General features: G+C 60.8%; 25 protein-coding genes. 10 read left to right on the top strand and 15 right to left on the bottom strand.

Features of this window, described 5'->3' with window-relative positions; translation table 11 throughout:
• Positions 1–117: 117 nt before the first annotated feature.
• The 3 genes from rpmF to ACP90_RS01470 form a co-directional block, all read right to left on the bottom strand.
• Positions 118–303 carry a 50S ribosomal protein L32 gene (gene rpmF / locus ACP90_RS01480; protein WP_006936667.1) on the bottom strand — a complete coding sequence of 62 codons (186 nt, stop codon included), beginning with the start codon at positions 301–303 and terminating at the stop codon, positions 118–120.
• A gap of 181 nt (positions 304–484) precedes the next feature.
• Positions 485–1228 (bottom strand): monofunctional biosynthetic peptidoglycan transglycosylase, encoded by a 744-nt coding sequence (mtgA, locus tag ACP90_RS01475; protein ID WP_062486202.1) that lies wholly within the window; start codon positions 1226–1228, stop codon positions 485–487.
• Entirely contained in the window at positions 1221–2435 is a 1215-nt protein-coding gene (locus ACP90_RS01470; RefSeq protein ID WP_062486199.1) for a cyclopropane-fatty-acyl-phospholipid synthase family protein, read from the bottom strand. The genes mtgA and ACP90_RS01470 overlap by 8 nt, the downstream gene beginning before the upstream one ends.
• A gap of 190 nt (positions 2436–2625) precedes the next feature.
• Here ACP90_RS01470 and ACP90_RS01465 point away from each other — a divergent pair, with 190 nt between their 5' ends.
• Positions 2626–3486: a polyprenyl synthetase family protein gene (locus ACP90_RS01465; protein ID WP_286145759.1), complete on the top strand. Its 861-nt coding sequence runs from the start codon at positions 2626–2628 to the stop codon at positions 3484–3486.
• 108 nt (positions 3487–3594) lie between these two features.
• On the opposite strand, the gene ACP90_RS01460 is transcribed toward ACP90_RS01465, so the two are convergent.
• The 3 genes from ACP90_RS01460 to ACP90_RS01450 are packed head-to-tail and all read right to left on the bottom strand — an operon-like array spanning position 3595 to position 6551.
• Entirely contained in the window at positions 3595–4539 is a 945-nt protein-coding gene (locus ACP90_RS01460; RefSeq protein ID WP_189640120.1) for a prephenate/arogenate dehydrogenase family protein, read from the bottom strand.
• A gap of 6 nt (positions 4540–4545) precedes the next feature.
• Positions 4546–5682 (bottom strand): histidinol-phosphate transaminase, encoded by a 1137-nt coding sequence (gene hisC / locus ACP90_RS01455; RefSeq protein ID WP_077291421.1) that lies wholly within the window; start codon positions 5680–5682, stop codon positions 4546–4548.
• The gene (locus ACP90_RS01450; protein ID WP_055660523.1) at positions 5679–6551 is read right to left on the bottom strand and encodes a chorismate mutase; all 873 of its coding nucleotides are present in this window, start codon (positions 6549–6551) and stop codon (positions 5679–5681) included. Before ACP90_RS01450 ends, hisC begins: the two co-directional genes overlap by 4 nt.
• A gap of 217 nt (positions 6552–6768) precedes the next feature.
• On the opposite strand from ACP90_RS01450, the gene ACP90_RS01445 reads away from it, so the two are divergent.
• The gene (locus ACP90_RS01445; protein WP_055660107.1) at positions 6769–7971 is read left to right on the top strand and encodes a homoserine O-acetyltransferase; all 1203 of its coding nucleotides are present in this window, start codon (positions 6769–6771) and stop codon (positions 7969–7971) included.
• Positions 7972–7975: 4 nt separating this feature from the next.
• A complete protein-coding gene (gene metW, locus ACP90_RS01440) occupies positions 7976–8608 on the top strand; it encodes a methionine biosynthesis protein MetW (protein WP_023002586.1) in 633 nt (210 codons plus the stop codon).
• 198 nt (positions 8609–8806) lie between these two features.
• On the opposite strand, the gene ACP90_RS01435 is transcribed toward metW, so the two are convergent.
• Positions 8807–9586: a class I SAM-dependent methyltransferase gene (locus ACP90_RS01435; protein ID WP_023002585.1), complete on the bottom strand. Its 780-nt coding sequence runs from the start codon at positions 9584–9586 to the stop codon at positions 8807–8809.
• 138 nt (positions 9587–9724) lie between these two features.
• Here ACP90_RS01435 and gloB point away from each other — a divergent pair, with 138 nt between their 5' ends.
• From gloB to ACP90_RS01415, 4 genes are all read left to right on the top strand, one after another.
• Positions 9725–10507 carry a hydroxyacylglutathione hydrolase gene (gene gloB, locus ACP90_RS01430; protein ID WP_062486192.1) on the top strand — a complete coding sequence of 261 codons (783 nt, stop codon included), beginning with the start codon at positions 9725–9727 and terminating at the stop codon, positions 10505–10507.
• 125 nt (positions 10508–10632) lie between these two features.
• Positions 10633–10848, top strand: a complete 216-nt coding sequence (locus ACP90_RS01425; protein WP_023002583.1) for a hypothetical protein — start codon at positions 10633–10635, stop codon at positions 10846–10848.
• 44 nt (positions 10849–10892) lie between these two features.
• Positions 10893–11336 carry a cupin domain-containing protein gene (locus ACP90_RS01420; RefSeq protein WP_062486189.1) on the top strand — a complete coding sequence of 148 codons (444 nt, stop codon included), beginning with the start codon at positions 10893–10895 and terminating at the stop codon, positions 11334–11336.
• A gap of 511 nt (positions 11337–11847) precedes the next feature.
• Positions 11848–12636 (top strand): DUF1206 domain-containing protein, encoded by a 789-nt coding sequence (locus ACP90_RS01415; RefSeq protein ID WP_062486185.1) that lies wholly within the window; start codon positions 11848–11850, stop codon positions 12634–12636.
• A 44-nt stretch (positions 12637–12680) separates the two neighbouring features.
• Here ACP90_RS01415 and ACP90_RS01410 read toward each other — a convergent pair whose 3' ends face one another.
• The 5 genes from ACP90_RS01410 to ACP90_RS01390 form a co-directional block, all read right to left on the bottom strand.
• Positions 12681–14066 (bottom strand): mechanosensitive ion channel family protein, encoded by a 1386-nt coding sequence (locus ACP90_RS01410; RefSeq protein ID WP_286145720.1) that lies wholly within the window; start codon positions 14064–14066, stop codon positions 12681–12683.
• Between the two features lie 170 nt (positions 14067–14236).
• A complete protein-coding gene (ftsY, locus tag ACP90_RS01405; protein WP_062486179.1) occupies positions 14237–15712 on the bottom strand; it encodes a signal recognition particle-docking protein FtsY in 1476 nt (491 codons plus the stop codon).
• A gap of 252 nt (positions 15713–15964) precedes the next feature.
• A complete protein-coding gene (mtaB, locus tag ACP90_RS01400; protein WP_062486176.1) occupies positions 15965–17233 on the bottom strand; it encodes a tRNA (N(6)-L-threonylcarbamoyladenosine(37)-C(2))-methylthiotransferase MtaB in 1269 nt (422 codons plus the stop codon).
• A complete protein-coding gene (dapF, locus tag ACP90_RS01395) occupies positions 17230–18141 on the bottom strand; it encodes a diaminopimelate epimerase (protein ID WP_062486173.1) in 912 nt (303 codons plus the stop codon). The genes mtaB and dapF overlap by 4 nt, the downstream gene beginning before the upstream one ends.
• Before the next feature lie 276 nt (positions 18142–18417).
• Positions 18418–19308, bottom strand: a complete 891-nt coding sequence (locus ACP90_RS01390) for a neutral zinc metallopeptidase (RefSeq protein ID WP_062491245.1) — start codon at positions 19306–19308, stop codon at positions 18418–18420.
• A gap of 222 nt (positions 19309–19530) precedes the next feature.
• On the opposite strand from ACP90_RS01390, the gene ACP90_RS01385 reads away from it, so the two are divergent.
• A complete protein-coding gene (locus ACP90_RS01385) occupies positions 19531–20016 on the top strand; it encodes a hypothetical protein (RefSeq protein WP_062486170.1) in 486 nt (161 codons plus the stop codon).
• Between the two features lie 17 nt (positions 20017–20033).
• Here ACP90_RS01385 and ACP90_RS01380 read toward each other — a convergent pair whose 3' ends face one another.
• Positions 20034–20573, bottom strand: coding sequence for a L,D-transpeptidase family protein (locus tag ACP90_RS01380; protein ID WP_055660129.1), 540 nt, complete (start codon positions 20571–20573; stop codon positions 20034–20036).
• A 192-nt stretch (positions 20574–20765) separates the two neighbouring features.
• Between ACP90_RS01380 and ACP90_RS01375 the strand changes: the two genes are divergently transcribed.
• A complete protein-coding gene (locus ACP90_RS01375; protein ID WP_023002571.1) occupies positions 20766–21449 on the top strand; it encodes a response regulator transcription factor in 684 nt (227 codons plus the stop codon).
• A 25-nt stretch (positions 21450–21474) separates the two neighbouring features.
• The gene (locus ACP90_RS01370) at positions 21475–21981 is read left to right on the top strand and encodes a cyclic nucleotide-binding domain-containing protein (protein ID WP_062486166.1); all 507 of its coding nucleotides are present in this window, start codon (positions 21475–21477) and stop codon (positions 21979–21981) included.
• A 440-nt stretch (positions 21982–22421) separates the two neighbouring features.
• Here the strand turns inward: ACP90_RS01370 and ACP90_RS01365 are convergent, their stop codons facing one another.
• Together ACP90_RS01365 and leuD are read right to left on the bottom strand one after the other, a co-directional pair.
• Complete coding sequence (locus ACP90_RS01365) at positions 22422–23288, bottom strand: protein-methionine-sulfoxide reductase heme-binding subunit MsrQ (protein WP_286145719.1); 867 nt, start codon at positions 23286–23288, stop codon at positions 22422–22424.
• 1136 nt (positions 23289–24424) lie between these two features.
• Positions 24425–25030 (bottom strand): 3-isopropylmalate dehydratase small subunit, encoded by a 606-nt coding sequence (gene leuD / locus ACP90_RS01355; RefSeq protein ID WP_023002568.1) that lies wholly within the window; start codon positions 25028–25030, stop codon positions 24425–24427.
• Between the last annotated feature and the right edge of the window lie 30 nt (positions 25031–25060).

The raw sequence follows: 25060 nt of genomic DNA, 5'->3' as shown, positions 1-25060 counted from the left end.
AATTCAAGGCGCTGAAAAGAAAAAGGCCGGCCCGTCGAAACAAGGCCAGCCTCAATCTTGATTTGCCATGCGGCGATCCGGTCCGGACGCTACCTGCATTCACGAAGAATACGGGTGTTATGCGTCGTCTTTTGCGGAAAGGATCTGACGGCCCCGGTACATGCCGGTCTTCAGGTCAACGTGATGCGGACGGCGCAGTTCGCCCGAATCCTTGTCCTCGACGTAAGTCGGCTGCTTGAGGGCGTCCGCGGAACGGCGAAAACCGCGCTTGGAGCGCGAGGTTTTTCTCTTTGGAACGGCCATTTTGTTTTTCTCCGTGGTCCATAACCGCGCGGCCCGGACCGGGTTAGCCCGGGGCGTGGCGTCACGCAGCGTGTTGGAATGCGCGGCGTTATACAGGCAACGCCAACGTTTTGCCACCCCATAGAGAAAAAATTCTTGGTCTGGATAGAACAGGCGGTGGCGAAGCACTATCCACCTTCGTCTATTTCCCCAGAACACAGCCGAAAATCGGCCCCGCGCCCTTCACACGGGCCAGGTTCGTGCCGGCCAGTTTCCGGTGTCCGGAACCTGGTTTGGCGGGGTTCCGGCCACGTGGATTTGGCAAGGCTGTCGCCAATCTGGCAGCTTCGGTCCGTGTCAGGTCCTTGGCGCTCTTGCCGAACCAGGCCTGCGCGGCCGCTTCGGCGCCGAAGATACCCTCACCCCACTCGGCAATATTGAGGTAGATTTCCAGGATCCGCTTCTTCGTCAGCATCGCATCCAGCATCAGGGCCAGCGGCAGTTCCAGCCCCTTGCGGATGTAGGACCGCTCGCCCCACAGGAACAGGTTCTTGGCGGTCTGCATCGTGATGGTGCTTGCGCCGCGAGGCTTTTCGCCTTCGCTCAGTGCTTCGACCTGATCCTGAAGCGCGTCCCACTCGACGCCGTCGTTTTCGCAAAAGCCGCTGTCTTCCGAAGTGATGACCGACCGGACGAGGTTTGGCGAAATCTGCTCAAGCGGCACCCACTGCCGGTCCACCCACAGAAACTGGACATACCGCCCGATCATCAGCGTGCTTATGGGCGGCACGACGGAATAGATAACGGTAAGAACAGGCGGAAGCAGGATAAGAACCAGCAGCAGCTGCAACAAGCGCTTGCGGACAAGGCCGATCATGCCACGGCGGCGCCCCGGCGCGCCCCCGGAGCCTGACTTTCCACCCGTTGCAGGTTTGACCCTAACCATTCAGTTCCCGTTCGTTATCGACGATGAAGTCGCGGACAATCGGCACGGCATCCCTCTCCTTCGACAGGAGGAGCTGGAAGACCATGTTGGATCCGTGCAGGAAACCCAGCTCGACCGCACAGAGATAAAACTCCCACATACGACAGAAAGTTTCGTCATAAAGATCAGCGGCAATCGCCCTCTTGTCTTCAAAGCGAATGCGCCAGTCGCGAATGGTGTAGTAGTAGTGCAGCCGCAGGATTTCCGCATCGCAGACCCATAGCCCAAGCCGTTCGGTAGACGCAAAGACTTCCGACAGCGCCGGAACGTAACCCCCGGGGAAAATATACTTGCGAATAAAAGGCCCGGTGGTGCCCGGAGGCGTCATGCGACCGATGGAATGCACGACGGCATAGCCTTTTTCGGTCAGGCATCTGCGGATCTGGCCGAAATACTCGTCGAGATGGCCGATGCCGACATGTTCCATCATGCCGACCGAGATGATCCGGTCGAATTGCCCTTCGAATTCCCGGTAATCCTTCAGAACGAATGTCACCAGGTCCTCAAGACCCGCAGCGCGCACGCGTTCTTCGGCGATCTTCACTTGCTCTGGCGAGACGTTGAGCGAGGTAACCTTTGCACCGGCCTGAGCCATGCGAATGGCGAGTGAGCCCCAACCGCCGCCGATTTCAAGAACTTCCATCCCTGGCTTCAGATCCAGCTTGGCGACCAGATGGGCCAGCTTGGCCGCCTGGGCTTGTTCCAGCGTGTCGTCAGGCGAGGTGTAATAGGCACAGCTGTAGTTGAGGCCCTCATCCATGAACAGCCGATAGAGGTCGGTTGAAAGGTCATAGTGATGCCGCGCCTGCGACTTTGCCCGTTCGACGCTGTTCTGCTGCTGGCACCGCCGCAAGAGCTTCCAGCCCTTCCGCAGCAGGCCCTGCACAGGATTGGCCCCAAGCGGTGCCCTGTTGATGGAAAACAGGAACATGAAGTCGTAGCAGGTCGACCCTTCCTCCATCGTCAGGGTTCCGTCCATGTAGGCTTCGCCCGCGGCCAGCTCCGGATTGAGAAAAAGGGATCGGTAAAGCTTTTTGTCATGCAGCCGGATGGTCACTGTCGGACCGTCCTCGCCCGACCCGAATTCGTGCACGGCACCCGCGACGTCGATCACACGCATGCGCCCGCGCTTGATGAAGGATCGCAGAAGGCTCGACAGCAGTTTCATGGAAAAATCTCCAAATGGGTCAGTTTGAAAAGATCGGGCAGGTAGCTCCCGCATTTTTTTGAAATTCGAGCCTTGACGATACAGAGAATTGGTTTCAGGGAAACCCGGACTTTGAAAATGTTGCCGATCCGTCCCGGAGCCAATCGTGACCCTTGACCCAAACCAGCATCTGACATTCCAGGCCAAGTTTGTGGAGGCCACGCTGGAAACGCTTCTGGCCACCCAGGCGCTGCCGGATGAAACCGTGCGCCCCCCAAGGCTGCTTGCAGCCATGCGCCACGGCGCGCTCAACGGCGGCAAGCGACTGCGACCGGTTCTGGTGATGGAGGCTGCCAATCTGTTCGGACGGGCGGATGACGGCGTTCTGCAGACTGCCTGCGCGCTGGAACTGATCCATTGTTATTCGCTGGTCCATGACGACCTGCCAGCCATGGACGACGACGATCTTCGCCGAGGTCAGCCAACCGTGCACAAGGCCTATGACGAGGCGACCGCCATCCTGGCCGGCGATGCGTTGCTGACGCTCGCCTTTGACGTGATCACGGGCGAGGCGGTGCATGCGGATGCAGCCGTGCGCCTGCGGCTATCGCGCGAACTGGCCCGCGCGTCGGGCATCGGCGGCATGGCGGGCGGGCAGATGCTCGACCTTGAGTCCGAACACCGCGAGCGCTCCGAAGCGGAGATCCGCCAGCTTCAATCCATGAAGACCGGCGCGCTGCTGCGCTACGCCTGCCGGGCGGGCGCCATTCTGGCGGATGCATCGGAAGCGGATGTCGACCGGCTGACCCGCTTCGGTGAAGTGATCGGCCTTGCCTTCCAGCTCGCAGACGACCTTCTGGACGTGGAAGCCAGCGCGGAAACAATGGGCAAGGCCACCGGCAAGGATGCGGAGGCCGGCAAGGCGACGCTTGTAGGCCTCTGGGGCACCGACAGGACGCGCAACGAGCTCGGCCGGCTGGTGGAGGAAGCCGAAACGCTTCTCGCGCCCTACGGCAGCCGTGCGGCGATCCTGAGCGCCCTTGCCCGTTTCATCGTCAACCGGACCAACTGACGAGACAAAAAAGCCTTTGAGGGTCGAGCGATCCTCAGGGGCTAGAATGCAATGGGGGCTCAACGCCCGGGAAATTCCCTTGGCAAGACCGGTTCCTGATGGAAGCGGTCACTCCGCCGGTGCGCCGGCCTTGTCCTTGGCATGACGGCCGAAGTCGGGGGCGTCGGTTTCCTGACCGGCCTCGATGATCGATCGGCGGATACCCCGGGTGCGGGTGAAGAGGTCGAACAGCATCTGGCCATCGCCCCAGCGGATTGCCCGCTGAAGGGCGGAAAGATCTTCGGAAAACCGCGCCAGCATTTCCAGGATCGCGTCCTTGTTGTGCAGGCAGACGTCCCGCCACATGGTCGGATCGGACGCCGCCAGACGCGTGAAATCGCGAAAACCGGACGCCGAATACTTGATGACTTCCGACTTGGTGACCGTCTCCAGATCGTCCGCGGTGCCGACGATGTTGTAGGCAATCAGATGCGGCAGATGCGAAACGATGGCCAGCACCAGATCGTGGTGTCTGGCGTCCATCGTGTCGACGTCGGAACCGCAGGCGCGCCAGAAGGCGCTGAGTTTTTCGAGGGCCTCGGGATCCGTGTCCTCTGCCGGTGTCAGGATGCACCAGCGCTGGTCGAACAGCGTCGGAAACCCGGCATCGGGTCCGGACTGTTCGGTCCCGGCAATCGGGTGACCCGGAATGAAATGCACGCCTTCAGGCACATGGGGGCTGACCTGATCGACGACGGAGCCCTTGGTGGAACCGACATCGGTCAGGATCGCGCCTTTTTTCAGCGCAGGCGCAATCCACTTGGCAATGGCCTCATTGGCCCCCACCGGCGCGCAGAGGATCACCAGGTCGGCCCCCTCCACCGCCACGGCGGCGTCGAGCGCATAACTGTCGCCCAGGCCCAGCTCCTCCGCCCTTTGCAGGGTATCCGCAGACCGGGTGGAAATCGCGATTTCCTTGACCAGGCCGCGTTCGCGGGCGACCTGTGCGAGCGAGGAACCGATCAGGCCGATGCCGATCAGGGCCATGCGCTCGAAAATGGGGGCAACAGTCATGTGTTCTTATTTCTGTTCCAGGAAGTCCTTCAGGTGGCCAATGATGGCCCGGTTGGCGTCTTCCGAACCGATCGTCATGCGGATCGAGTTCGGCAGCCCGTAATTGCCGACCATGCGCAGTACGCAGCCGCGCTCCAGCAGATAGGCATCGGCATCCGCCGCGCGCTTGCCGTCCTCGTCGGGGAAGTGAACCAGCACGAAGTTGCCGACGCTCGGCGTCACCTTCAGGCCGAGCTTTTCCAGCTCCGCCGTCACCCAGGGCAGCCAGGTGTCATTGTGCTCGATCGAGCGCGTGACGAAATCACGGTCACGAACAGCGGCCATACCGGCGGCAATCGCCATGCCGTTGACGTTGAACGGACCCCGGATGCGGTTGAGCGCATCGATCACATGGGCCGGACCGAAGCCCCAGCCGAGACGCAGATTGGCGAGGCCGTAAATCTTGGAGAAGGTCCGCGTCATGATGACGTTGTCGGACGTCGCTGCCAGCTCGAGACCGCTTTCATAGTCGTTGCGGCGGACATATTCCGCATAGGCGGCATCCAGAACCAGCAGGACGTTGGCCGGCAGACCCTCATGCAGCCGCTTGACCTCCTCGAACGGCAGATAGGTGCCGGTCGGATTGTTCGGGTTGGCGATGAAGACCATGCGCGTCTTGTCGGTGACCCTTGCCAGGATCGCATCGACATCCGTCGTCAGGTCCTTTTCAGGCGCAATCACCGGCGTTGCCCCGGCGGCGCGGATGGCAATGTCGTAGACCAGGAAGCCGTGTTCGGAATAGATCGCCTCGTCGCCCTGGCCGAGATAACCGTAGGCGATCAGGCTGAGAACCTCGTCGGACCCGGCGCCGCAGATGATGCGGTCCGGATTGAGGCCGTAGACTTCGCCGATGGCCGCACGCAGTTCGGCAGAGGATCCGTCCGGATAGAGTTCCAGGTTCCGCGCCACGGCTTCAATGGCCGCGCGGGCAGCTTCGCTGGTGCCGAGCGGCGTTTCGTTGGACGAAAGCTTGTGAACGGTCTTGCCGTGGCTGCCCTTGGACTTGCCGGGAACATAAGGCGCAATATCCAGAACGCCCGGCCGCGGCTGCGGACGGTTTGCGGTTGCCTTGCCGGCTTCAGTCACTGTCGTCATCTCGTTCATCCCTGAGGCTCCTCGTCCTCGGCAGCAAATGTGTCGTCCGGATCGCCATTGCCGTCGATCGGTGCGGCATAGCCGCCGACACGTCTCAAAACTTCCGGGGCGGCGCCTGCGGCGAGGCAGGCTGCGCGCACATCCTCTTCCGTCAGCTCGCCGGAAATCGCAAGCAGCGCGTCGACACCGGCGGCGGACCGGAAGAAACTGAGCACTTCAATGCCTTCGTCCATCAGGTTGCCCGGCAGAAGATCCGACCAGCGGGCGTCATAAACCGCAATATCGGCGTTGTCGATCATGCTGTCGGCCTTGGCCAGCACCAGCGCCGGCAGGTCGGCGGGACGCTCGTCCAGAATGACGAAGGGCAGCCGCGCCCGCACCAGTGCGCCGGATTCACTGAGGCCACGCCACCAGGGCAGCTCCGCCCGGTCGATCAGCGCCACAAGGCCCAGGTCACCGGCTGACGCCGTCACGGCGCCGACCACGTCGGCCGCATCGCTTCCCGGCACCAGCTCCACGGAAAAACCGAAGTAGAAACGCGCCAGGTCGAGCATCTCGATCAGATCGGCGCTGCCGTCCAGATGGACGGCGGTGTCTGCCTGCAGGCTGGTGCAGGCACAGATGAGATCCCGCCAGATGTGTTCGACGGTTGCCAGCGGCAGGTCGCCCTGGTGGCGCTCCACCATCTGGCGCATCAGGTCGGCGTCACGTTCGGGTTGAAACAGGGCGGGTGCAGCTCCCGCGGCGCGGCCGGCAGCCTGGATACCGGCTTCGGCCTGGGCGCGTTCCATCAGGGCGGTGTGGATGCGTGCATCGATCTCGTCGACCCGTGTCCTGAGGTCGTCCAGCGACAGCCCGCTGTCCGGCAAGTGAGACATGAGGTGGCTCCGGCCTTCGTTTGGGTTCAGCGGCGCATAGTCATAGGCATGTGATTGCCCAAAGGCAAAAGAAAACATTGACTCAGGCGTTCCGGCACGGCTAGGTCGCCAGTCTGGCCGTTCTGCCGGGTGCCTGCCGTTTCCCGGTGGCGGACCGTGGCCCGCTCAACCGGCCTGAAATATTCCCGCCCGGGACAACAGATAATTCTTTAGAGCCATGTCCGCAGACACATCACGTCCAGCCACCCCGGAGGATCTGAAGGCAAGCGAAGCGGTTTCGCCCTCGAGCAAACTTGCGCGCTTTCCCGCGGAAGAACCACTGGAGCTCGATGCCGGCGTAAAGCTTGGCCCCTGGCAGATTGCGTATGAAACCTATGGCGAGCTCAACGCGGACAAGTCCAACGCCGTTATCGTGTGTCACGCCCTGACGGGCGACCAGTATGTGGCCTCCACCAATCCCGTGACGGGCAAGCCCGGCTGGTGGAGCCAGATGGTCGGCCCCGGCAAGCCGGTCGACACCAATCATTATTTCGTTATCTGTTCCAACGTTCTCGGCGGCTGCCTCGGCACCACAGGACCTGCCTCCATCAACCCGGAGACAGGGCAACCCTACGGCCTTGCACTGCCTGTCATCACCATTCGCGACATGGTCCGGGCACAGGCGCGCCTTGTCGATCATCTTGGCATCGACACGCTGTTTGCGGTCATCGGCGGCTCCATGGGCGGCATGCAGGTGTTGCAGTGGGCGGCCAGCTATCCCGAGCGCGTGTTTTCGGCCGTACCGATTGCCGCGGCAGCGCGGCACACGTCCCAGAACATCGCCTTCCACGAAGTCGGCCGGCAGGCAATCATGGCCGACCCGAACTGGTGCGCCGGCAGTTACCTGCAGGAAGGACAAAGGCCGACCAAGGGCCTGGCGGTTGCCCGCATGGCGGCGCATGTCACCTATATGTCCGACGAGTCCCTGCACCAGAAATTCGGCCGCAACCTGCAGGACCGGGACAATGTCACCTTCGGTTTCGACGCGGATTTCCAGATCGAGAGCTATCTGCGCCACCAGGGCATGACCTTCGTCGACCGGTTCGACGCCAATTCCTATCTCTATGTCACCCGGGCGATGGACTATTTCGACCTGGCGCATCAGTTCGGCGGCTCTCTGGCGAACGCCTTCAAGGGAACGAAAACACGTTTCTGCGTCATGTCGTTCACATCCGACTGGCTGTTCCCCACGTCCGAAAGCCGGCGCGTGGTCAAGGCGCTCAATGCGGCGGCGGCCAACGTCTCCTTCGTCGAGATCGAAAGCGACCGGGGCCACGACTCGTTCCTGCTCGACGTGCCGGAGATGTTCCAGACCATTTCCGGCTTCGTCACCGGCGCAGCACACGCCCGCGGCCTGCCCGCACCGGGCGAGGAGGCCTGATCCCGTGAACCTGGCTCCAAGACAGACCAAGAGCGGAGACGTGCGCGGCGACCACAAGGTTGTCGCCTCGCTGGTACCGCACAATGCCCGCGTGCTCGACATCGGGTCCGCCGACGGTGAGCTGCTCGACCTCCTGGTGCGCGAACGCCAGGTGGACGGACGCGGCATCGAACTGTCCCAGGAAGGCGTCAACCGCTGCGTTGCCCGCGGCCTGTCGGTGATCCAGGGCGATGCCGACCAGGACCTGTCCGACTATCCGGACGGGGCCTTCGACGTCGTGATCCTGAGCCAGACCCTGCAGGCGACCCGCGAACCGAAAAAAGTCGTCAGCGAGCTCCTGCGCATCGGCAATCAGGTCGTGATCTCGATCCCGAACTTCGCCCACTGGCGCAACCGGGCCCAGCTCCTGTTCCGCGGCCGCATGCCGGTGACCAAGTACCTGCCCTACGAATGGTACGACACGCCGAACATCCACTTCTGCTCCCTGCGGGATTTCGTCGAACTTTGCCGGGAACTGGACGCGAACGTCGAAAAGGCCATCGCCCTCAGCGGCCGGGGCAACAAGATCCCGGTCAACGCCCCCTGGTGGGTGTGGAACATCGTTGCCGAACAGGCCGTTTTTCTGCTGAAGCGGTAAGCTGGTTCGATAACCTTCGGCCGTCATTCCGGACAAGGGAGGCGAAGCCGAACGCAGATCCGGAACCCAGACATATTTCGCGCGATTAGCGCACCAATAAAACCATATTGCGTTCGCTGCGCTCACACTGGCGCGCTGGACTCCGGATCGTCGCGCAGCCTTCTGCAGCGCTAGTCCGGAATGACGGCTCAGAGGCTGTTAGAAGTCGCCCGTCTCCGCCCGATGCACGGACCTGACAGGCTTCAGCCCTGTCGCAACACCCTCGGGAATGAAGACAGGTCGTAGAACGCGGAAGCGGCTTTTCTTGCCGTCCACGGGCAGGCTCTGGAAGACGACCTTTTCCGCCTCCATGATCAGGACCCCTCCAAATGCGGGCCAGATGCGGCGGCCGATGCCTTCCCAGGTGCGGGCCGCACGCAGGATGGTGCGGGCGCGCGAAGGCGGCATGAAGAGGGCTTCCTTGTCCTCGGTCACGTTGAACTGGCAGCTCTTCAGAAGATCCTTGAGCTGACTGCCCGAATAAGGCCGGCCATAGCCGAAGGGGGAAAGTTCCGACTGTGCCCACAAGCCGCGCCGGTTCGGCACGACGGCAATCAGTCGCCCGCCCGGCACCAGCACCCGCCAGGCCTCCCTGAGAACCGCCGCAGGGTCCGAACAATGGTCGAGAGCATGTACCAGCATCACCCGGTCGAAATAGGCATCGGGAAACGGCAGGTCCTGGTCTTCCACCAGCGCACAGGCGCTATCCCGCTCACGCGGCCAGTGAACCGCGCCCTGAGGTGCGGGCATGGCGGCAATCGCCCGGTCAACCGTGTCGAGGTAGGGCCGCATGAACGGGCCCGCGTAACCGATACCAAGCAGAGCCTGGCCGGTAAGGTCCGGCCACATCTTGCGGATAGGCGCGCCGATCAGGCTGCGAAGCAGCCTGCCGAGTGGCAAATCGTAAAAAGCGCGCAAATGAACGACGTCGAGATACATTCAGCCTTGCTCGGTCAAGAAGGGTCGCGGCGATTGAACATGGAACGGCGGGAGAGCGCAAGATCTCTTGCCTTGCCCTTGGCGCCTGACTTTGCCAGTCTGCATCTCAACCAACAGATCTCAGCAGGGAGCCGTTTCATGGCCTTGAGCGACACCACCGAAATTCACCAGTTTACCTGTCTCGACGACAATTTCGGCGTGCTGATTCACGACACTGACAGCGGAACGACCATTGCCGTCGACGTGCCCGACGCCGATGCCTACGAAAAGGCGCTGGAGCAGACCGGCTGGTCGTTGACGCATATTCTGATCACCCATCACCATTGGGACCATGTCCAGGGTCTCGGCACACTCAAGCGGAAAACTGGCGCGACCGTCATCGGTCCCGAGCGTTCGCGGCTGAAGATTGCCGAGTTCGACCGCACCGTGGAAGACGGCGACGACGTCCGGTGCGGACCTTACGAGATCAAGGCGATCTCGACCCCGGGCCACACGCTGGATCAGATCTCCTGGTACATCGCCTCCATCAAGGTGGCCCACACCGGCGACACTCTGTTTTCGCTCGGGTGCGGCCGTGTTTTCGAGGGTGACAGGGACATGATGTGGTCGTCGCTTGCCAAACTGATGCGCCAGCTGCCCGATGACACCACCATCTACTGCGGCCATGAATACACGCAGGCCAACGCACGCTTCGCCCTGACTATCGACCCGGACAACGCCGATCTGAAGGCGCGGGCAGACGAAGTTGCCGCGCTGCGCGAGAAAGGAGCCGCGACACTGCCGACGACCATGGCGAAAGAGAAAGCAACGAACCCGTTCCTGCGTGCAGGTGAAGCTTCTGTCGCCGCTGCACTCGGCATGGAAGGCAAAAGTGCTGCCGAAGTCTTTTCCGAGATCCGCATGCGCAAGGACAACGCTTGATCATACCTATAGGTCCCGCAGCAGAATTCTTGCACCGCCTTCCGGATTTTCTTGGCCGGAAGGCTTAAAACAACGACTGGTTGCCCCCATATGCACGCCATCGTGATCATGAAGGGGCACACACCATGACACCTGCGAGTTCCGAAGACCACTTGACACGCTCCGCGGAGCAGCGCGCACGGGACGTGGTCAGCCGCATCGTCGGCCAGGCCGAACCGATACCGGGTCATCTGGGCGGCGGACACAGGCTGGACATGCAGCTCCTTTACGAGGAAGTGGTTGCGGCCCTGCGCGAAACCATTGATGATCTGGCTTTCTGCACCGGGTCGAAATCCTCCTGAGCGATCCCGTCCCGGAAATCCAGTTGATCCAGCCGGGACTTTTCATGCCTTCTACTGCCAGCCTGACCGCCGAAAAGATCGTCGACCTTCTCGACATGCAGCCGCACCCGGAAGGTGGCTTTTATGCCGAAACCTTCCGCGACGGTGTCACCGATGATGGCGGCCGGGCTGCATCTACCCTGATCTATTTCCTGCTTCCCGAAGGCGTTCTCTCCCGCTGGCACAAGGTTGACGCGGTCGAGACCTGGCACTGGTACGCCGGCAGCCCGCTGGAACTTTCCATCAGCACCGACGGCACCACCCGGCAGGTGCTGACCCTGGGCAACGACCTTCTGGCCGGCGAGCGCCCGCAAGGCATCGTTCCCCGTGACGGCTGGCAGCAGGCCCGCTCGCTCGGTGCATGGACCCTGGTCGGCTGCACGGTTGCCCCCGGATTTCAGTTCGAAGGCTTCGTCATGGCACCGGAAGATTGGCAACCGGGAAGCTGATTTTTCGCTCCCTGTTCGATTCCTCGGAACCAATTCCTGTTTGACGAGTTCTCTCTCCAACGAAAGGAGAGAGGCATGAACGGTATCATCTATCTGGTCGGTCTCGTCGTCGTTGTCGGCGCGATCCTGTCCTTCATCGGACTGGTCTAACCTAGCCCCGGTAACTCTGCCGCGCCCCCGGCAGACGATCTCCAACAGTTTGGGCCGGACGCAAGCCCCCGCCACGAACGGCCGCCCCCTGCCGTTCACCCAGCGTCCGGCCCTTTTCCGTTTCTGGCAAGGAATTGAACATGCACAACATTATCTATCTCGTCGGACTTGTCGTCGTGGTTGTTGCCATCCTGTCGTTTCTCGGCCTCGGCTGAGCCGGGGTAACCTCCCGAATATTGCAGGTTTGGCAACCACGCCCTCTGGCACCGCCCGCTGGGCGGCCCGCCAAACATTCTGGCGGAGCCGGCGCACAGCGCTTTACCGATCGTGAAAATGCCGGGATGGCGGAAAGACCAGGGGAATGAAGTACTCGCACTGGTTACAAGCTGCCGCACGTGCCGGATATCTTTCACGCGGCATCGTCTATGGCATCATATCTTTCTTTGCCATTCTCGCGTCCATCGGCGCAGGCAGCAGCAAGGGCACCAAAGGTGCCCTTGTCACTCTCTTGTCCCAACCCTTCGGCTCTGTTCTGGTGGCTGTTCTGGTGACAGGCCTGTTCGGTTTTGTCGTCTGGCGGCTGGTTCAGGCCGTTCTGGACGCGGACAACCATGGACGGGACCTGCAGGGGATCGTCGTGCGCCTGGCCCTTCTGGCAAGCGCCGCCACCTATAGCGCGCTCGCCCTCTACGCCATTGGCCTGCTCGGAATTACGGGCACGGATGATGGCAAACTGCTGCCGGGCCTGATGAACGCTATCTCGCAAACTCTTGGCCAGCGGATATTCGTGACTGGCTTGTCCCTTGTCTTTTTGGGAATAGCGGTTGCGCATTGGTGGAAGGCCTGTTCAGGCAGATACAGCAAGCACTTCGATGAAAACGAAGCCCCGATGCGGATTGTTCACGTCGTGTCGGTTCTTGGCCTCGGTGCACGCGGGATCGTGTTCGCCCTTCTGTCGGCAATGATCTGGCTTGGCATCGAGGGCGCCTCAACCTCCGGCGGCGATCTGCCGAGCACGCTGGATGCTCTGAAATACATTCAGGGTTTGCCTTATGGGCAGGTCATGCTGTTCGCCCTGGCTGTTGGCCTGATGGTTTTTGCCATCTACTCCTTTGTCGAATCCCGATGGCGCAGGGTCAGCCTTTCCTGACACGCTGCTCAGGATTTGCTTCATTAATCGCCTGTCTGTCAGGATCACCTTGCTGATTTAGCCCCGAATTCCTTCGGCGCATGCTCATCGAGAAGGTCGTCCGACTGGGCGGCTTTTCGTTCCAGTTCAACCTGCTTTTCAAGATCCCGGTCGGCTTCCGTATCGTTCGGCACTTCTGCCGATTGCGGAAACGCTGCCTCCTTACGGGCGATCTTCCCGCGATCCTGATCTCCCTGGTGCCTGTCCGGCAGGAGGTTTTCCAGCGCAGGCGCATCATCGAACCTCAGCCGGTAGATGGGCTCCGGCAGGGAGAAGCCGTTTGATTCAAGCGCCAGCTTGACGAGGCGCATCGCCTCGGAACGGGCCTTCTGGAAATCGGTCCGCGTCTGGTCAATCCAGCCCACAAAACTCAGAACAACGTTGGAATCTCCCAACGCTTCGATCCAGGCATCGGGAGAGGGGTCCTGAAGAATGAACTCCTGGCGACGAAGCGTCATCAGGCCAACGTCCAGCGCCTTGTCCAGGTTGCTTTCCGCATCGACGCCCAATTCGAAGACGAAGCGGCGCCGTGGATTGGTGGAAAAGTTGACGAGGGTGCTCTTGAAGACGATGGCGTTGGGGATGCGGATATGGTTCCCGTCCTTTTCCATCAGGATCGTTGCACGCGACGTGAGACTGATGACAAAGCCCTCGTAGCCTTCAATCCGGACGAAGTCCTTCGGGTTGAACGGCTGCCGGATGCTGAGCATGATACTGGCAATGTAGTTTTCGACCGTGTCCCGGACAGCAAAGCCGACCGCCAGACCCACAATGCCGGCTGCTCCAAGCAAGGTGCCGATGACGGCAGTGGCGCCCAGCACATCCAGCGCAAGCACGATCCCGATCGTGAAGAACAGGATCCTGATCAGCTGCCTGACAAGATCTGCAATGAAGGCATTGGGTGTGAGCCTGTTCCAGGGCCATTCAAAGCGCGCGATCAGCAGTCCGGCCGCACTGGCCAGCATCCAGACAAGCAGGGCAACCAGGGCAAGCGGCAGATAGTTCACCCCTTGGGAAAAGCGCGCCTGCAAGCGCTCGTAAACCGGAACGAGACGTTCCTCCAGCGCGGTTTCCTCGGTGAGATTGTTCTGGACCGCGACGACGCCGTCGACACGGCCGGCAAGCTCTTCGGCCTTTGTGGCAAGGCTTGCCTCGGTCACGGTTCCGTTCAGGTTGACCACACCTGATCTTACGACGACCGAAATTCCGGAAAGCCCGTCGAGCTGGTCATAGATGCCGTTGATACGCTGCTCGATGGCCTGATCGTCGCCGGCACCGGGCATGGCGGTGATAGCTCCGGCGGGGCTTTCCGATTGTGAAGATGCAGGCAGTGCGCCGGGCAGAAACAGCAGCAGAGCAACAAGAAACGAGTGCAACAATCTGGAAATCATGACGGCCTTTCCGCGCTTGTGCCCGGCTGCCGTCAGTAGAAGGGTTTCCGCGCGCGCCAGACTTCGACGCTAACTAAACGCACGTCGGGCTGCGAGGTTCCCCGTCACTGCTTAGCAAATGTCGCAAGGCGCCCGAACGAACGGGTCCAGCGCCTTGCGGGACGCTCGCGTTAAGCCATGCCTGCAATGGCGCTGGCAAAATCCTTGGCCGAGAAGGGCTCGAGATCTGCCACACCTTCGCCGACACCGATGAAATGCACCGGCATTGCGTGCTTGGCGGCAATCGCGACCAGGATCCCGCCCCGGGCGGTACCGTCGAGCTTCGTCATCACCAGTCCGGTCACGCCGGCAACCTTGCCGAAGATCTCGACCTGGTTGAGCGCATTCTGGCCTGTCGTCGCATCGAGCGTCAGCAGGACCGTGTGCGGAGCTTCCGGGTCGTGCTTCTTGATCACGCGGATGACCTTCTCCAGCTCATCCATCAACTCGGCCTTGTTCTGAAGCCGGCCGGCTGTATCGACCAGAAGCACATCGACGCCCTTCGCCTGCGCTTCCTTCATCGCATCATAGGCAAGTCCGGCGGCATCCGCGCCGGTATCGCGCGCAATCACTTCAGCCCCGGTGCGCTCACCCCAGATCTTCAGCTGTTCCACCGCTGCCGCACGAAAGGTATCGCCGGCCGCCAGCATGACGGTCTTGCCTTCGGAACGCAGCTTCTGCGACAGCTTGCCGATGGTGGTGGTCTTGCCCGTACCGTTGACCCCGACCATCAGCACCACATGCGGCTTCTTGCCGGTATCGAGATCGAGCGGCTTGGCGACGGGAACCAGCACCTTCTCAACCTCTTCGGACAGGATCGCCCGGACTTCCTCCGGCGAAATTTCCTTGTTGTAGCGCCCGTCGGACAGACGGTCGGTAATCGCCATCGCCGTGTCGACACCAAGGTCTGCCTGGATCAGGATATCCTCCAGCTCCTCCAGCATGGAGGCGTCCAGCTTGCGCTTGGTGAAGATCGAGCTGATGCCTTCGGTCAGCGATGCGGAAGACCGGGACAGGCCGTTCTTCAATCGCTGGAACCAGGACAGTTTCGGCTCTTCGGCAACAGATTCCACCGGTGCAGCGGGCACTGGCGCGGCAACAGGCGCTTCCGCGGGGGCCGGCTCGACAACCGGTTCCGGGGCGCTGGCCGTTTCAGGCGTATGTATTTCCGGTGCCTGCGGTTCTGGTGCCTGTGTTTCTGGTGCCTGGGTTTCTGGCGCCTGTGTTGCAGGTTCTGGTGTTGCGGGCTCTTGGCTTTCGGGCTCTTCCGGCCGGGGCGCTTCAGGTTCCGGAGTTTCTGCCTGCTCGGGCTCGACGTCGGGTCCCGTGTCGGTTGGCAGAATGTCTTCCGGCTCCACTGCCGGCTTCATTGGCGAAAGTTCCGGAACGATACCAGGGCTGACATCCATTGCGATCGGCTGGAACGGCTCGTTCAGCGCCGCGACAGGCCGAACGTCCATCTCGACGTCGAGTGCCGGGTCATCTTCCTGCGGTTCTGCGGATGTTGCTTTCTGTGCCGCATCCTCTGCGGCCGGAACAGCCTCGTCTTCCGGTTTGCTTTTGCCGCCGAAGAGACGTCCAAGAAAGCCGCGCTTTTTCTCGCTCATGAACCTGCCTTAAAAAATCTGCCCATTACTGCGTTCTTAAACTGTCGCAACTGAAGTGGCCACACATTCCGCCTCATCCTGAGGAGGTCCGACAGGACCGTCTCGAAGGATGGGCAGCATACACGGAGCAAGCGGCCCATCCTTCGAGACAGCGCTACGCGCTTCCTCAGGATGAGGCTGTTTGTCCGGCTTCAATCCAATCTGACTCACACCACAGGCCAGCTCGTCACCACCCGAACCCTGAACCTTTCCTCAGGCAGCCCTGGAAAGGGCTTCACCCAGAAGATGGCGGCCGGTATGTCCGATAATTCTGGTTTCGACAATCTCACCGGCATTGCCGCTGCCCAGCTCGACCTGCGTGAATTGTTCAGTCCGGCCAAGGCCTTCCTTCTCGATCAGCACGGGGCGGGTCTTGCCGACCTCGGCCTGAAGGTGCCTGACCAGCGCTTCCTCGCCCTTGGCCCTGAGGCGCGCGCCGCGTTCCTTCACGACATTGCGCGGCAGCTGCGGCATGCGCGCTGCCGGCGTACCCTTGCGCGGCGAGAACGGAAAGACGTGCAGATGCGTCAGGCCGCATTCGTCGACGATCCGGAGCGAATTCTGGAACATGTCCTCCGTTTCCGTCGGAAAGCCGGCGATGATGTCCGCACCGAAAACCATGTCCGGCCGCAGGCGGCGAACCTCTTCGCAGAAGCGGATCGTGTCGGCCCTCAGGTGGCGCCGCTTCATCCGTTTCAGGATCATGTCGTCGCCCGCCTGGAGCGACAGATGCAGATGCGGCATCAGCCGTTCGTCTTCGGCAATCACCCGCATCAGGTCGTCGTCCGCCTCGATGGAATCGATGGAAGACAACCGCAGGCGCTTCAGGTCCGGAACCATCTTCAGGATCTTCGCCGACAGAGTGCCCAGCTTGGGGGTCCCTGGAAGATCCGCACCATAGGAGGTGATGTCGACACCTGTCAGCACGATCTCGTTGTAGCCGTTGTCGACGAGGCGCTTGATCTGGTCGATGACCACGCCCATCGGAACGGAGCGGGAATTGCCTCGGCCATAGGGAATGATGCAGAAGGTGCAGCGGTGGTCGCAACCGTTCTGGACCTGCACGAATGCACGCGCACGGCCCGTCAGCCCGTCGATCAGATGGCCTGCGGTCTCCTCGACACTCATGATGTCGTTGACGCGCACTTTCTCGGTTTCGGAAACGCCGAAGGCGGCAACGTCCTGATAGGACTTGCGCTCAAGCTTTTCCGTGTTGCCGAGCACCAGATCCACTTCCTCCATGGAGGAGAAGGTCTCGCTTTCCGTCTGCGCGGCGCAGCCGGTGACAATTACCCTGGCGTTCGGGTTGTCGCGCTTCGCCTTGCGCACGGCCTGGCGGGCCTGACGAACCGCCTCGCCGGTAACGGCGCAGGTGTTGATGAGGATGGTGTCCTTGAGGCCGGCAGCCTCCGCCTCGCGCTTCATCACTTCCGACTCATATGCATTGAGCCGGCAGCCGAACGTCACGACATCGATGCTCATGACGCGGCTCCAGCCGCCAGCGGGGCGTCGCCCGTGGCGGTCTTGCGCCAGGCCAGGGTATCGAGATCGACCTCGCCTTCGAATTCCACTTCCGTCAGACCGGTCATCAGCACGTGGTTGTCGCTCTCGCGCCATTCGATCCCGATGGGACCGCCCGGCAGATGGATGGTGGTCTTGCGGCTGGACCGGCCATCACGCGCGGCAGCAACCCCAACCGCACAGGCAGCCGTCCCACAGGCCAGCGTCAGACCGACGCCGCGTTCCCAAACCTTTACCCGGATCTGGTCGGTATCAAACACATGGGCCAGCGAAATGTTGGCGTATTCCGGAAAGATCGGATGGTGTTCCAGCAAGGGACCGACCCGCTCAAGCTCATAGGCTTCCACGTCGTCGACCCAGAAGATCGCGTGCGGATTGCCCATGTTGACGACGGCCGGCGTGTGCAGGATCGGATCATCGATAGGTCCGATCTGAAGTTCGATCGCACGCGTGTCGGCAAACTCTTCCGCAAGCGGGATTTCGTTCCAGGCAAGCCGGGGTACGCCCATGTCGACAGTCACGCTGCGCGGGCCGTCGGCATCGAACGCGTGCAGCACCCCGGCACCGGTCTCGATGGTAACAAGCTCCTTGCCGGCTTCTTCCATCAGCAGACGGCCAATGCAGCGCGTGGCGTTGCCGCAGGCAGATACTTCACTGCCATCGCGGTTGTGAATGCGCATGAAGGCATCGACACCCAGCGAGGACCGTTCAACGGTGATCATCTGGTCGAAACCGATGCCCGTCTCGCGGTCGCCCAATGCGGCAATGGCTTCAGGTGTCAGGCGCAGCGGTTTTTCACGCGCATCCCAGACCACGAAATCATTGCCAAGGCCGTTCATCTTCAAAAAGGGTCTGGTTTCAGACGCCATACCGGTCGCACTTCTTCAAAGCTTCAAGGAAAAGCGTCCGCCATCTTGCGGACATTTGCCCCTATATGGCGGAAAACACCGCAAATTACCAGTGGGGCAGGCAGTCATCGCAGATATGCGTAGACGCGCCAGCCCGTTATCACTTGGTCGTCATTGCTGGGCTTGCCCCTGCAATCCATCCGCGGGCTTTCAAAGCCGGAAGCGTACGGAAAAAAACCGATCAAGCGGCATGGATGCCATGGACGTGCCATGGCATGACGCGGTGTTTTGGTGCCCTTACAGGCTCGCCGCGCTGAACGTGTCGCAAGCATTGAGGTCGCCGGACTGGAAACCCTTCTTGAACCAGCTTGCCCGCTGCGCAGAGGTGCCGTGGTTGAAGCTTTCCGGCACGACATAGCCCTGAGCCTGGCGCTGCAACGTATCGTCACCGATCCGGCTGGCCGCGTTCAGTGCCTCATCGATATCGCCTTCTTCGACAAACCCTTTCTGCCGGGCGGCATAATGCGCCCAGATGCCGGCATAACAATCGGCCTGCAATTCGACACGTACCGACAGAGCGTTGCCTTCCGCCTTGCTGAGCGTACGCCGGGCCTTTTGGAATTCCGGCAGCACGCCAAACACGTTCTGGATGTGGTGACCGACTTCATGCGCCAGCACATAGGCCTGTGCGAAATCACCCGGCGCATTCAGCTGGTTTGCCAGTTCCTGATAGAAGGACAGGTCGATGTAAAGCTTGCTGTCGGCTCCGCAGTAGAATGGGCCGGTGGCCGCACTGGCATATCCGCAGGCTGATGATACCGACCCTGAAAACAGCACCAGCGTCGGCTCGGGGTACGTCGCACCACCGTTTTCGAAGATCTGGCCCCAGGTGTTTTCCGTGTCGGCCAGTACGACGGAGACAAATTGCGCGGTTTCCTGGTCGGCCGCACTGCGAGGGGTCTGCGTCTGATAGGACTGCGTATCGTAACCGCCCCCGCCATCCAGCTGTCCGAGAAGTGTCAGCGGGTTGATGCCGGTCAGCCAGGCAATGCCGACGATTATCAGGAGGCCCGTCAATCCGAGGCCACCACCTCTCACCCGGCGGCCACCGACGCGCATGCGTGGTCTCCCGCCCATGGAACGCCTGTCTTCAACGTTGCTGCTGCCGCGGCGGCCTTTCCAGCGCATGTCCTGATTATCTCCGTGAACCCGAACTTCGGTCATACCAGACAAGACCGCGGAAACCTATGCGGTTGGCCGCCGTCTCTGCCTGTGAGACACTTTTCAAAAAACGCGGCAAGGCGCGTTCGGTTGCCCTCATTGCCAACGGAATCGTGATGCGGGTTACAGAGTTGCCAGTCATGCCGACCTAATATTGCGTCCATGGGGCAGTTATGAAGGATAACGATCATGCCCGACGTAAACGCTCAACAGGCGCAACGCCTGATCAATTTCGCCACCGAAAGACTTGGCCGGGTGGAAGGCGATGGCCAGTGCTGGACGCTAGTCGACAACGCTTTCCGGCACGTCGGCTTCAACAAGCCGGCCTCAACCTATGTCTGGGGACGGGTGATCAACAACCTGTCGGATGCCCGGCCGGGTGACGTTTTCCAGTTCACCCGCTTCGAAGTCACGGTTCGTGTAACCCAGCCCGACGGCAGCTGGGAGGAACAGACGATATCCCGCGGCGAACCGCGACACACGGCGATCCTGGAAAGCGTCAACGGCAACAGGGCGACCTTTCTGGAAAGCAACGTCACCGACGACCAGACCGTCAAGCGCAACGGTTTCGGAATTCGCACGGCAACGACGACCGATGACGCCGGCGTCAGGACCTCGACCACGGTCAGTGGCAGCTTCACCATCTACCGGCCACAGGTCAGTGCCAATCCTTAAGACTGTTCGGACCCGGCTCAGGCGTGGATCACCATCTCCGCGCCAAGGCCGATGTTCTGAAGAATCAAGCGCATGTGTTCCGGCGAAACGGCAACGCAGCCTTCCGTCGGCGAATAGCCCTGCCGCGCGATGTGAAAGAAGATCGCGCTACCTTGGCCCTTCACGGCCGGGTTCAGATTGCAATCCAGCACGACGACGATGTCGTAGAGCCTGTCGTCGCGCCACATCTTCTCGTGGCTGGCCGCAAAAGGCAGTTGCACCGGTCTGTTGTAGAGGCGGTGGCCAGGGTCGTCACACCAGCCGGACGCCGGTGTCAGCGGCTCGGTCGGCAGCAACGTTGCCGGCGGCAAGCCCCTGTCAGGGCGATAGTAGACGTGCAGCAATTCGAACCGGCCCACCGGCGTGCCGCCATCGCCTTCTCGCTTGCGCATGACAATGCCCGACCGGCCGAGCGCACACGGGACCGTGATCCGCCCAAGACTGAGCACGCCGCGTGTCCGGTTCAGAGGCGACGCACGAACCTCCAGCATTCCCGCCGATTTTTTCAAGGTTTTCATGATCCTGTCCGTTCCGCCTGTCCGCTCCGCCGGTCTTCTTGATAAACCACCCCTAAACCCCGCGTGAAGAAGAATTGACGGGACACCGCTTGTGCGGGAACAATTTCCCACGCACATAGAAGCAGGAACGCGCTTGTGTCCTTTGCACAAGTCGTCGTGAAGAGATTTTGGATTCTGGCGAGGGACGCGACGATGACCGCCCGCACGATTTTGATTGTCGATGATGATACCGAACTGCGCGAAGCGCTGGTGGAGCAGCTGTCGCTTTACGATGAATTTGAGACGATCCAGGCGGATTCGGCCACGTCCGGCATCGCCATGGCCAAGGAAGAGCACGTCGATCTGCTGCTGATGGACGTCGGCCTGCCGGACATAGATGGGCGCGAAGCGGTCAAGCTGCTGCGCAAGGGCGGTTTCAAGGCACCGATCATCATGCTGACCGGTCATGACGGCGACAGCGACACGATCCTGGGGCTTGAGGCCGGTGCCAACGACTATGTCACCAAGCCGTTCAAGTTCGCCGTGCTTCTGGCCCGTGTCCGGGCACATTTGCGCCAGCACGAACAAAGCGAAGACGCCACCTTCGCCATCGGCCGCTATTCGTTCCGGCCCGCCGCCAAGGTGATGCAGGACGACAGCGGCTCCAAGGTTCGCCTGACGGAGAAAGAAACCTCCATCCTGAAATTCCTCTACCGTGCCGGCGAAAAGCCCGTGACCCGCGACGTGCTGCTGCACGAGGTCTGGGGCTACAATTCCGGGGTAACCACCCACACGCTGGAAACCCACATCTACCGCCTCAGGCAGAAAATCGAGCGTGACCCGTCCAATGCGGAGCTTCTTGTCACAGAAGCCGGTGGATATAAGCTTGTGCCGTAACCTGTAATCGGCGTATTTCTTGGGCATGAGCCTTGCCCAAGACATTGCGATTCTCAAACAAATCCCGATGCTTTCGGACTTTCAGGACGATCAGCTGCGTCTGCTCGCCTTCAGCGCCGAAAGCATGGATTACAACCGCGGCCAGCGCCTGTTCGATCAGGGCGACCGCGCCGATGGCGGTTTGGTAATCACCAGCGGCACGGTCAGCCTGCAGACGAGGACCAAGGACGGCTTTGAGGAAATTGAGCGCGTCGGTCAGGGCACACTGCTGGGCGAGACGGCTCTTCTTGCGGAAAACAAGCGCCCTTGCCGGGCAGAAGCCGTTGACGGCGTACGCATCATCCGCATTCGCCGCGCGCTCTTCAAACGCATGATCCAGGAATTCCCGGAACTTGCACAGCGCATGCTCGACCAGCGCGCCAGCCAGTTCCGCCAAACGGTTTCAGCCCTGCGCCCCATCGGCGAAAAGATGGCCGAACTGGAGCAGATCAACGCCGAACGCCGCGTGCGCGACGACGAGAAACAGTCGTAGGGCGAAAGTCCCGACGCTGATTGTTGCTCAATTCAAACAGCGCCAACTGAGCCTGGGTCTTGCCGGATCTGTGTATTCTCCAGAGATAATCTTCACCTGTCGCCGTCATTGCTGGACTTGATCCGGCAATCCTGGCCGTTCCACACATCCAAGCTCATCAGAAGATAAGGGGATCGGCATGGATCCCATGGTCGAGCCATGGGATGACGGGACTGGGAAACCTGGAAACTCGGCTTAACCCATCATGGGGTGGCTCCCCAACCAGACCGGGCCCAATTCCTGAGACCACACCCTCTTTCCGTCATTGCCGGGCCAGACCCGGCAATCCATGCCGTGACCTTTCCGCATGAAACACCCGACCGGGATGGAAGGCACTCGACTTGGGTCCGAGGGAAAAGCCACGGGATGATGGTAGTGGGTGGTGAAGGCTCGGCGATATTTTACGCCCGTTTCAGCCCCAGCTTGGGGCCGAGCAACCCGCCGATCCATTGAACCATTGCGGCCGCACCAACCCCGAGCCCGATGATCCCGACCCAGATAGCCGGACGGATTGCAACGGAAAGGGCGAAGTTGGCTTGAAACACCCGGTCGGCAGGAATGCCGGTGGCAAGTGCGTACCAGGCAAATTCGATCCCGGCAGTCCCTGCAGCTGCCAGCAGCGCGCAAACCGCCAGAACCAGCGGGTTGGCAAGGCTGAAGCCTGCCTTGACCGCAAGTCTGTAGATCATCAGCAGCACGAACAGGCCTGCCATCAAAGTAGCCTGCGTGACGTCCGACTTGGACTGCAGGAAGAAGTGGAACAGCATGAGACCGCCGATCGGATAGATCAGGGTGTGCAGCCGCTGCCAGTTCCGCCCGAGTTTGCGGATGGCACTGTCAAAGGAGGTCGCCCCCAGAACCGCCAGCCCGAACAGCGCGACAAAGCCGATGGTCAGATAGAAACGCAGAACGATTTCAGACACGACCTTGCCGAGGTTCCAGCTTTCCTGCGCAGCGTACAGCCCCAGGTGCAAGAGCGCATAGGCAAGCACTGTCACACCCAGCATGCGCCTGACACCGACGATCCTGTTCCAGGAGAAGATCCTCCGGAGCGGCGTTACCGCCAGGGTCACAAGCAGGAAGCGCACCGTCCAGTCGCCACTGGCATGAAGCTCCATCTCGAAGGGCTCCGGCAGCACTGGTCCGAAGGCGAGGCTGTAGAAGATCTGCAACGCCGGAAGAAGCACGGCAATGAATACAGCCAATCGCAGACCGGAAAGGTTGCCGCGTCGGTCGGTCCAGGGAGCGTATGGTGCCAAGGTCATCATATCCATGCGTTCGGACTATCGCACGAAACGTTCAAGGACACTGAAAAGCTTTTCAAGCCTGCGTGAAGAAGATGAGAGGCGGTTATCCAGCTTTCCCTGCCCCGCTTCACCGGCAAGCGCCTTTCGGCGCCGCCCCTTTGTATTCAATCCGACAGGAACCACTCATTCCCACATTCTTTGTCATCCCGGTTTGACGCGTCAGCGGCAAGACCGGGATCCAGTACGCCATGGGAACAGACTTCGAAAACCTTGCGAACCCAGTGAATACTGGATCCCTGCCTTCGCAGGGATGACAAGGTTCATAGGCTTCAGGACAACACGGCTGAATGCGGTTCCGCGATCATGCAGCGGCGGTTCGGTCACAGGGGTGAAGAAGCGAACCAAGGCGGTGGGCGGCGCACCGGAAAACTTCATTTAGCCCATTTGTCGACCAAGTTTTCAGCACAGCCGGCTTGCATCCGGTCGGAGCAGGACATCCGATTTGGAACCACTCATTCCCGCATTCTTTGTCATCCCGGTTTGACGCGTCAACGGCAAGACCGGGATCCAGTACGCCGGGGGATCAGACCCGAAAAACCTCGCGAACCCAGTGAATACTGGATCCCTGCCTGCGCAGGGATGACAAGGTTGATGGGCTTCAGGACAACACGGCTGAATGCGGTTCCGCGATCATGCAGCGGCGGTTCGGTCACAGGGGTGAAGAAGCGAACCAAGGCGGAGAGCGGCGCACCGGAAAAATTCAATTAGCCCATTTGTCGACCAAGTTTTCAGCACGGCCGGCTTGCATCCGATCGGAGCAGGGCATCCAATTTGGAACCACTCATTCCCACATTCTTTGTCATCCCGGTTTGACGCGTCAGCGGCAAGACCGGGATCCAGTACGCCGTGGGATCAGACTTCGAAAACCTTGCGAACCCAGTGAATACTGGATCCCTGCCTTTGCAGGGATAACAAGATTGATGAGCTTCAGGACAAGACGGCTGAATGCGGTTGTCGTGATCGAACTCTGGAGGATTGACCCTGTGAGTGGGGATCATGTCTTGGCGACGCGTCGCGCGCCTTAAAGAGCCTGAGGCAACCAAAACAAAAAAGCCGGGTCGTAAAACCCGGCTTTTCAAAAGTCATTGCAGTCCGGCTCAGACCCAGGGACGGTCGTTGCCCATCTTGCTTTCAAAGGTGTCGATTTCACCGGCCTTCGCCATGGTCAGGCCGATGTCGTCGAGGCCGTTGATCAGGCAATGCTTGCGGAAGCTGTCGATCTTGAAGGCGATGTCGCCGCTTTCAAGACCTTTGATTTCCTGGCTTTCCAGATCGATCGTCAGCGTGAAGTTGGCGCCGCGCTCTGCCGCATGCATCAGGGTTTCCAGCTCGTCTTCGGAAACCTGGATCGGGAGAATGCCGTTCTTGAAGCAGTTGTTGTAGAAGATGTCGGCGAACGAGGTGGAGATCACGCAACGGATGCCGAAATCAAGCAGTGCCCAGGGCGCATGCTCGCGCGAGGAACCGCAGCCGAAGTTGTCACCGGCGATCAGGATCTTGGCATTGCGGTAGGCGGCCTTGTTGAGAACGAAGCTCTCGTTCTCCGATCCGTCGTCGTTGGTGCGCATTTCGTGGAACAGCGCGGTGCCGAGGCCGGTACGCTTGATCGTCTTCAGGAACTGCTTCGGAATGATCATGTCCGTGTCGATGTTCACGATCGGCAACGGCGCTGCGACACCGGTCAGGGTCTCAAATTTTTCCATTCTTCTTCTCTCCTGAAAGGCCTGAAAACG

This window comes from Labrenzia sp. CP4 (assembly GCF_001579905.1).
Taxonomy (GTDB): Bacteria; Pseudomonadota; Alphaproteobacteria; order Rhizobiales; family Stappiaceae; genus Roseibium; species Roseibium algicola.
Note: the sequence above shows the minus strand (reverse complement) of the source record. Positions and strands in the feature narration are given on the sequence as shown.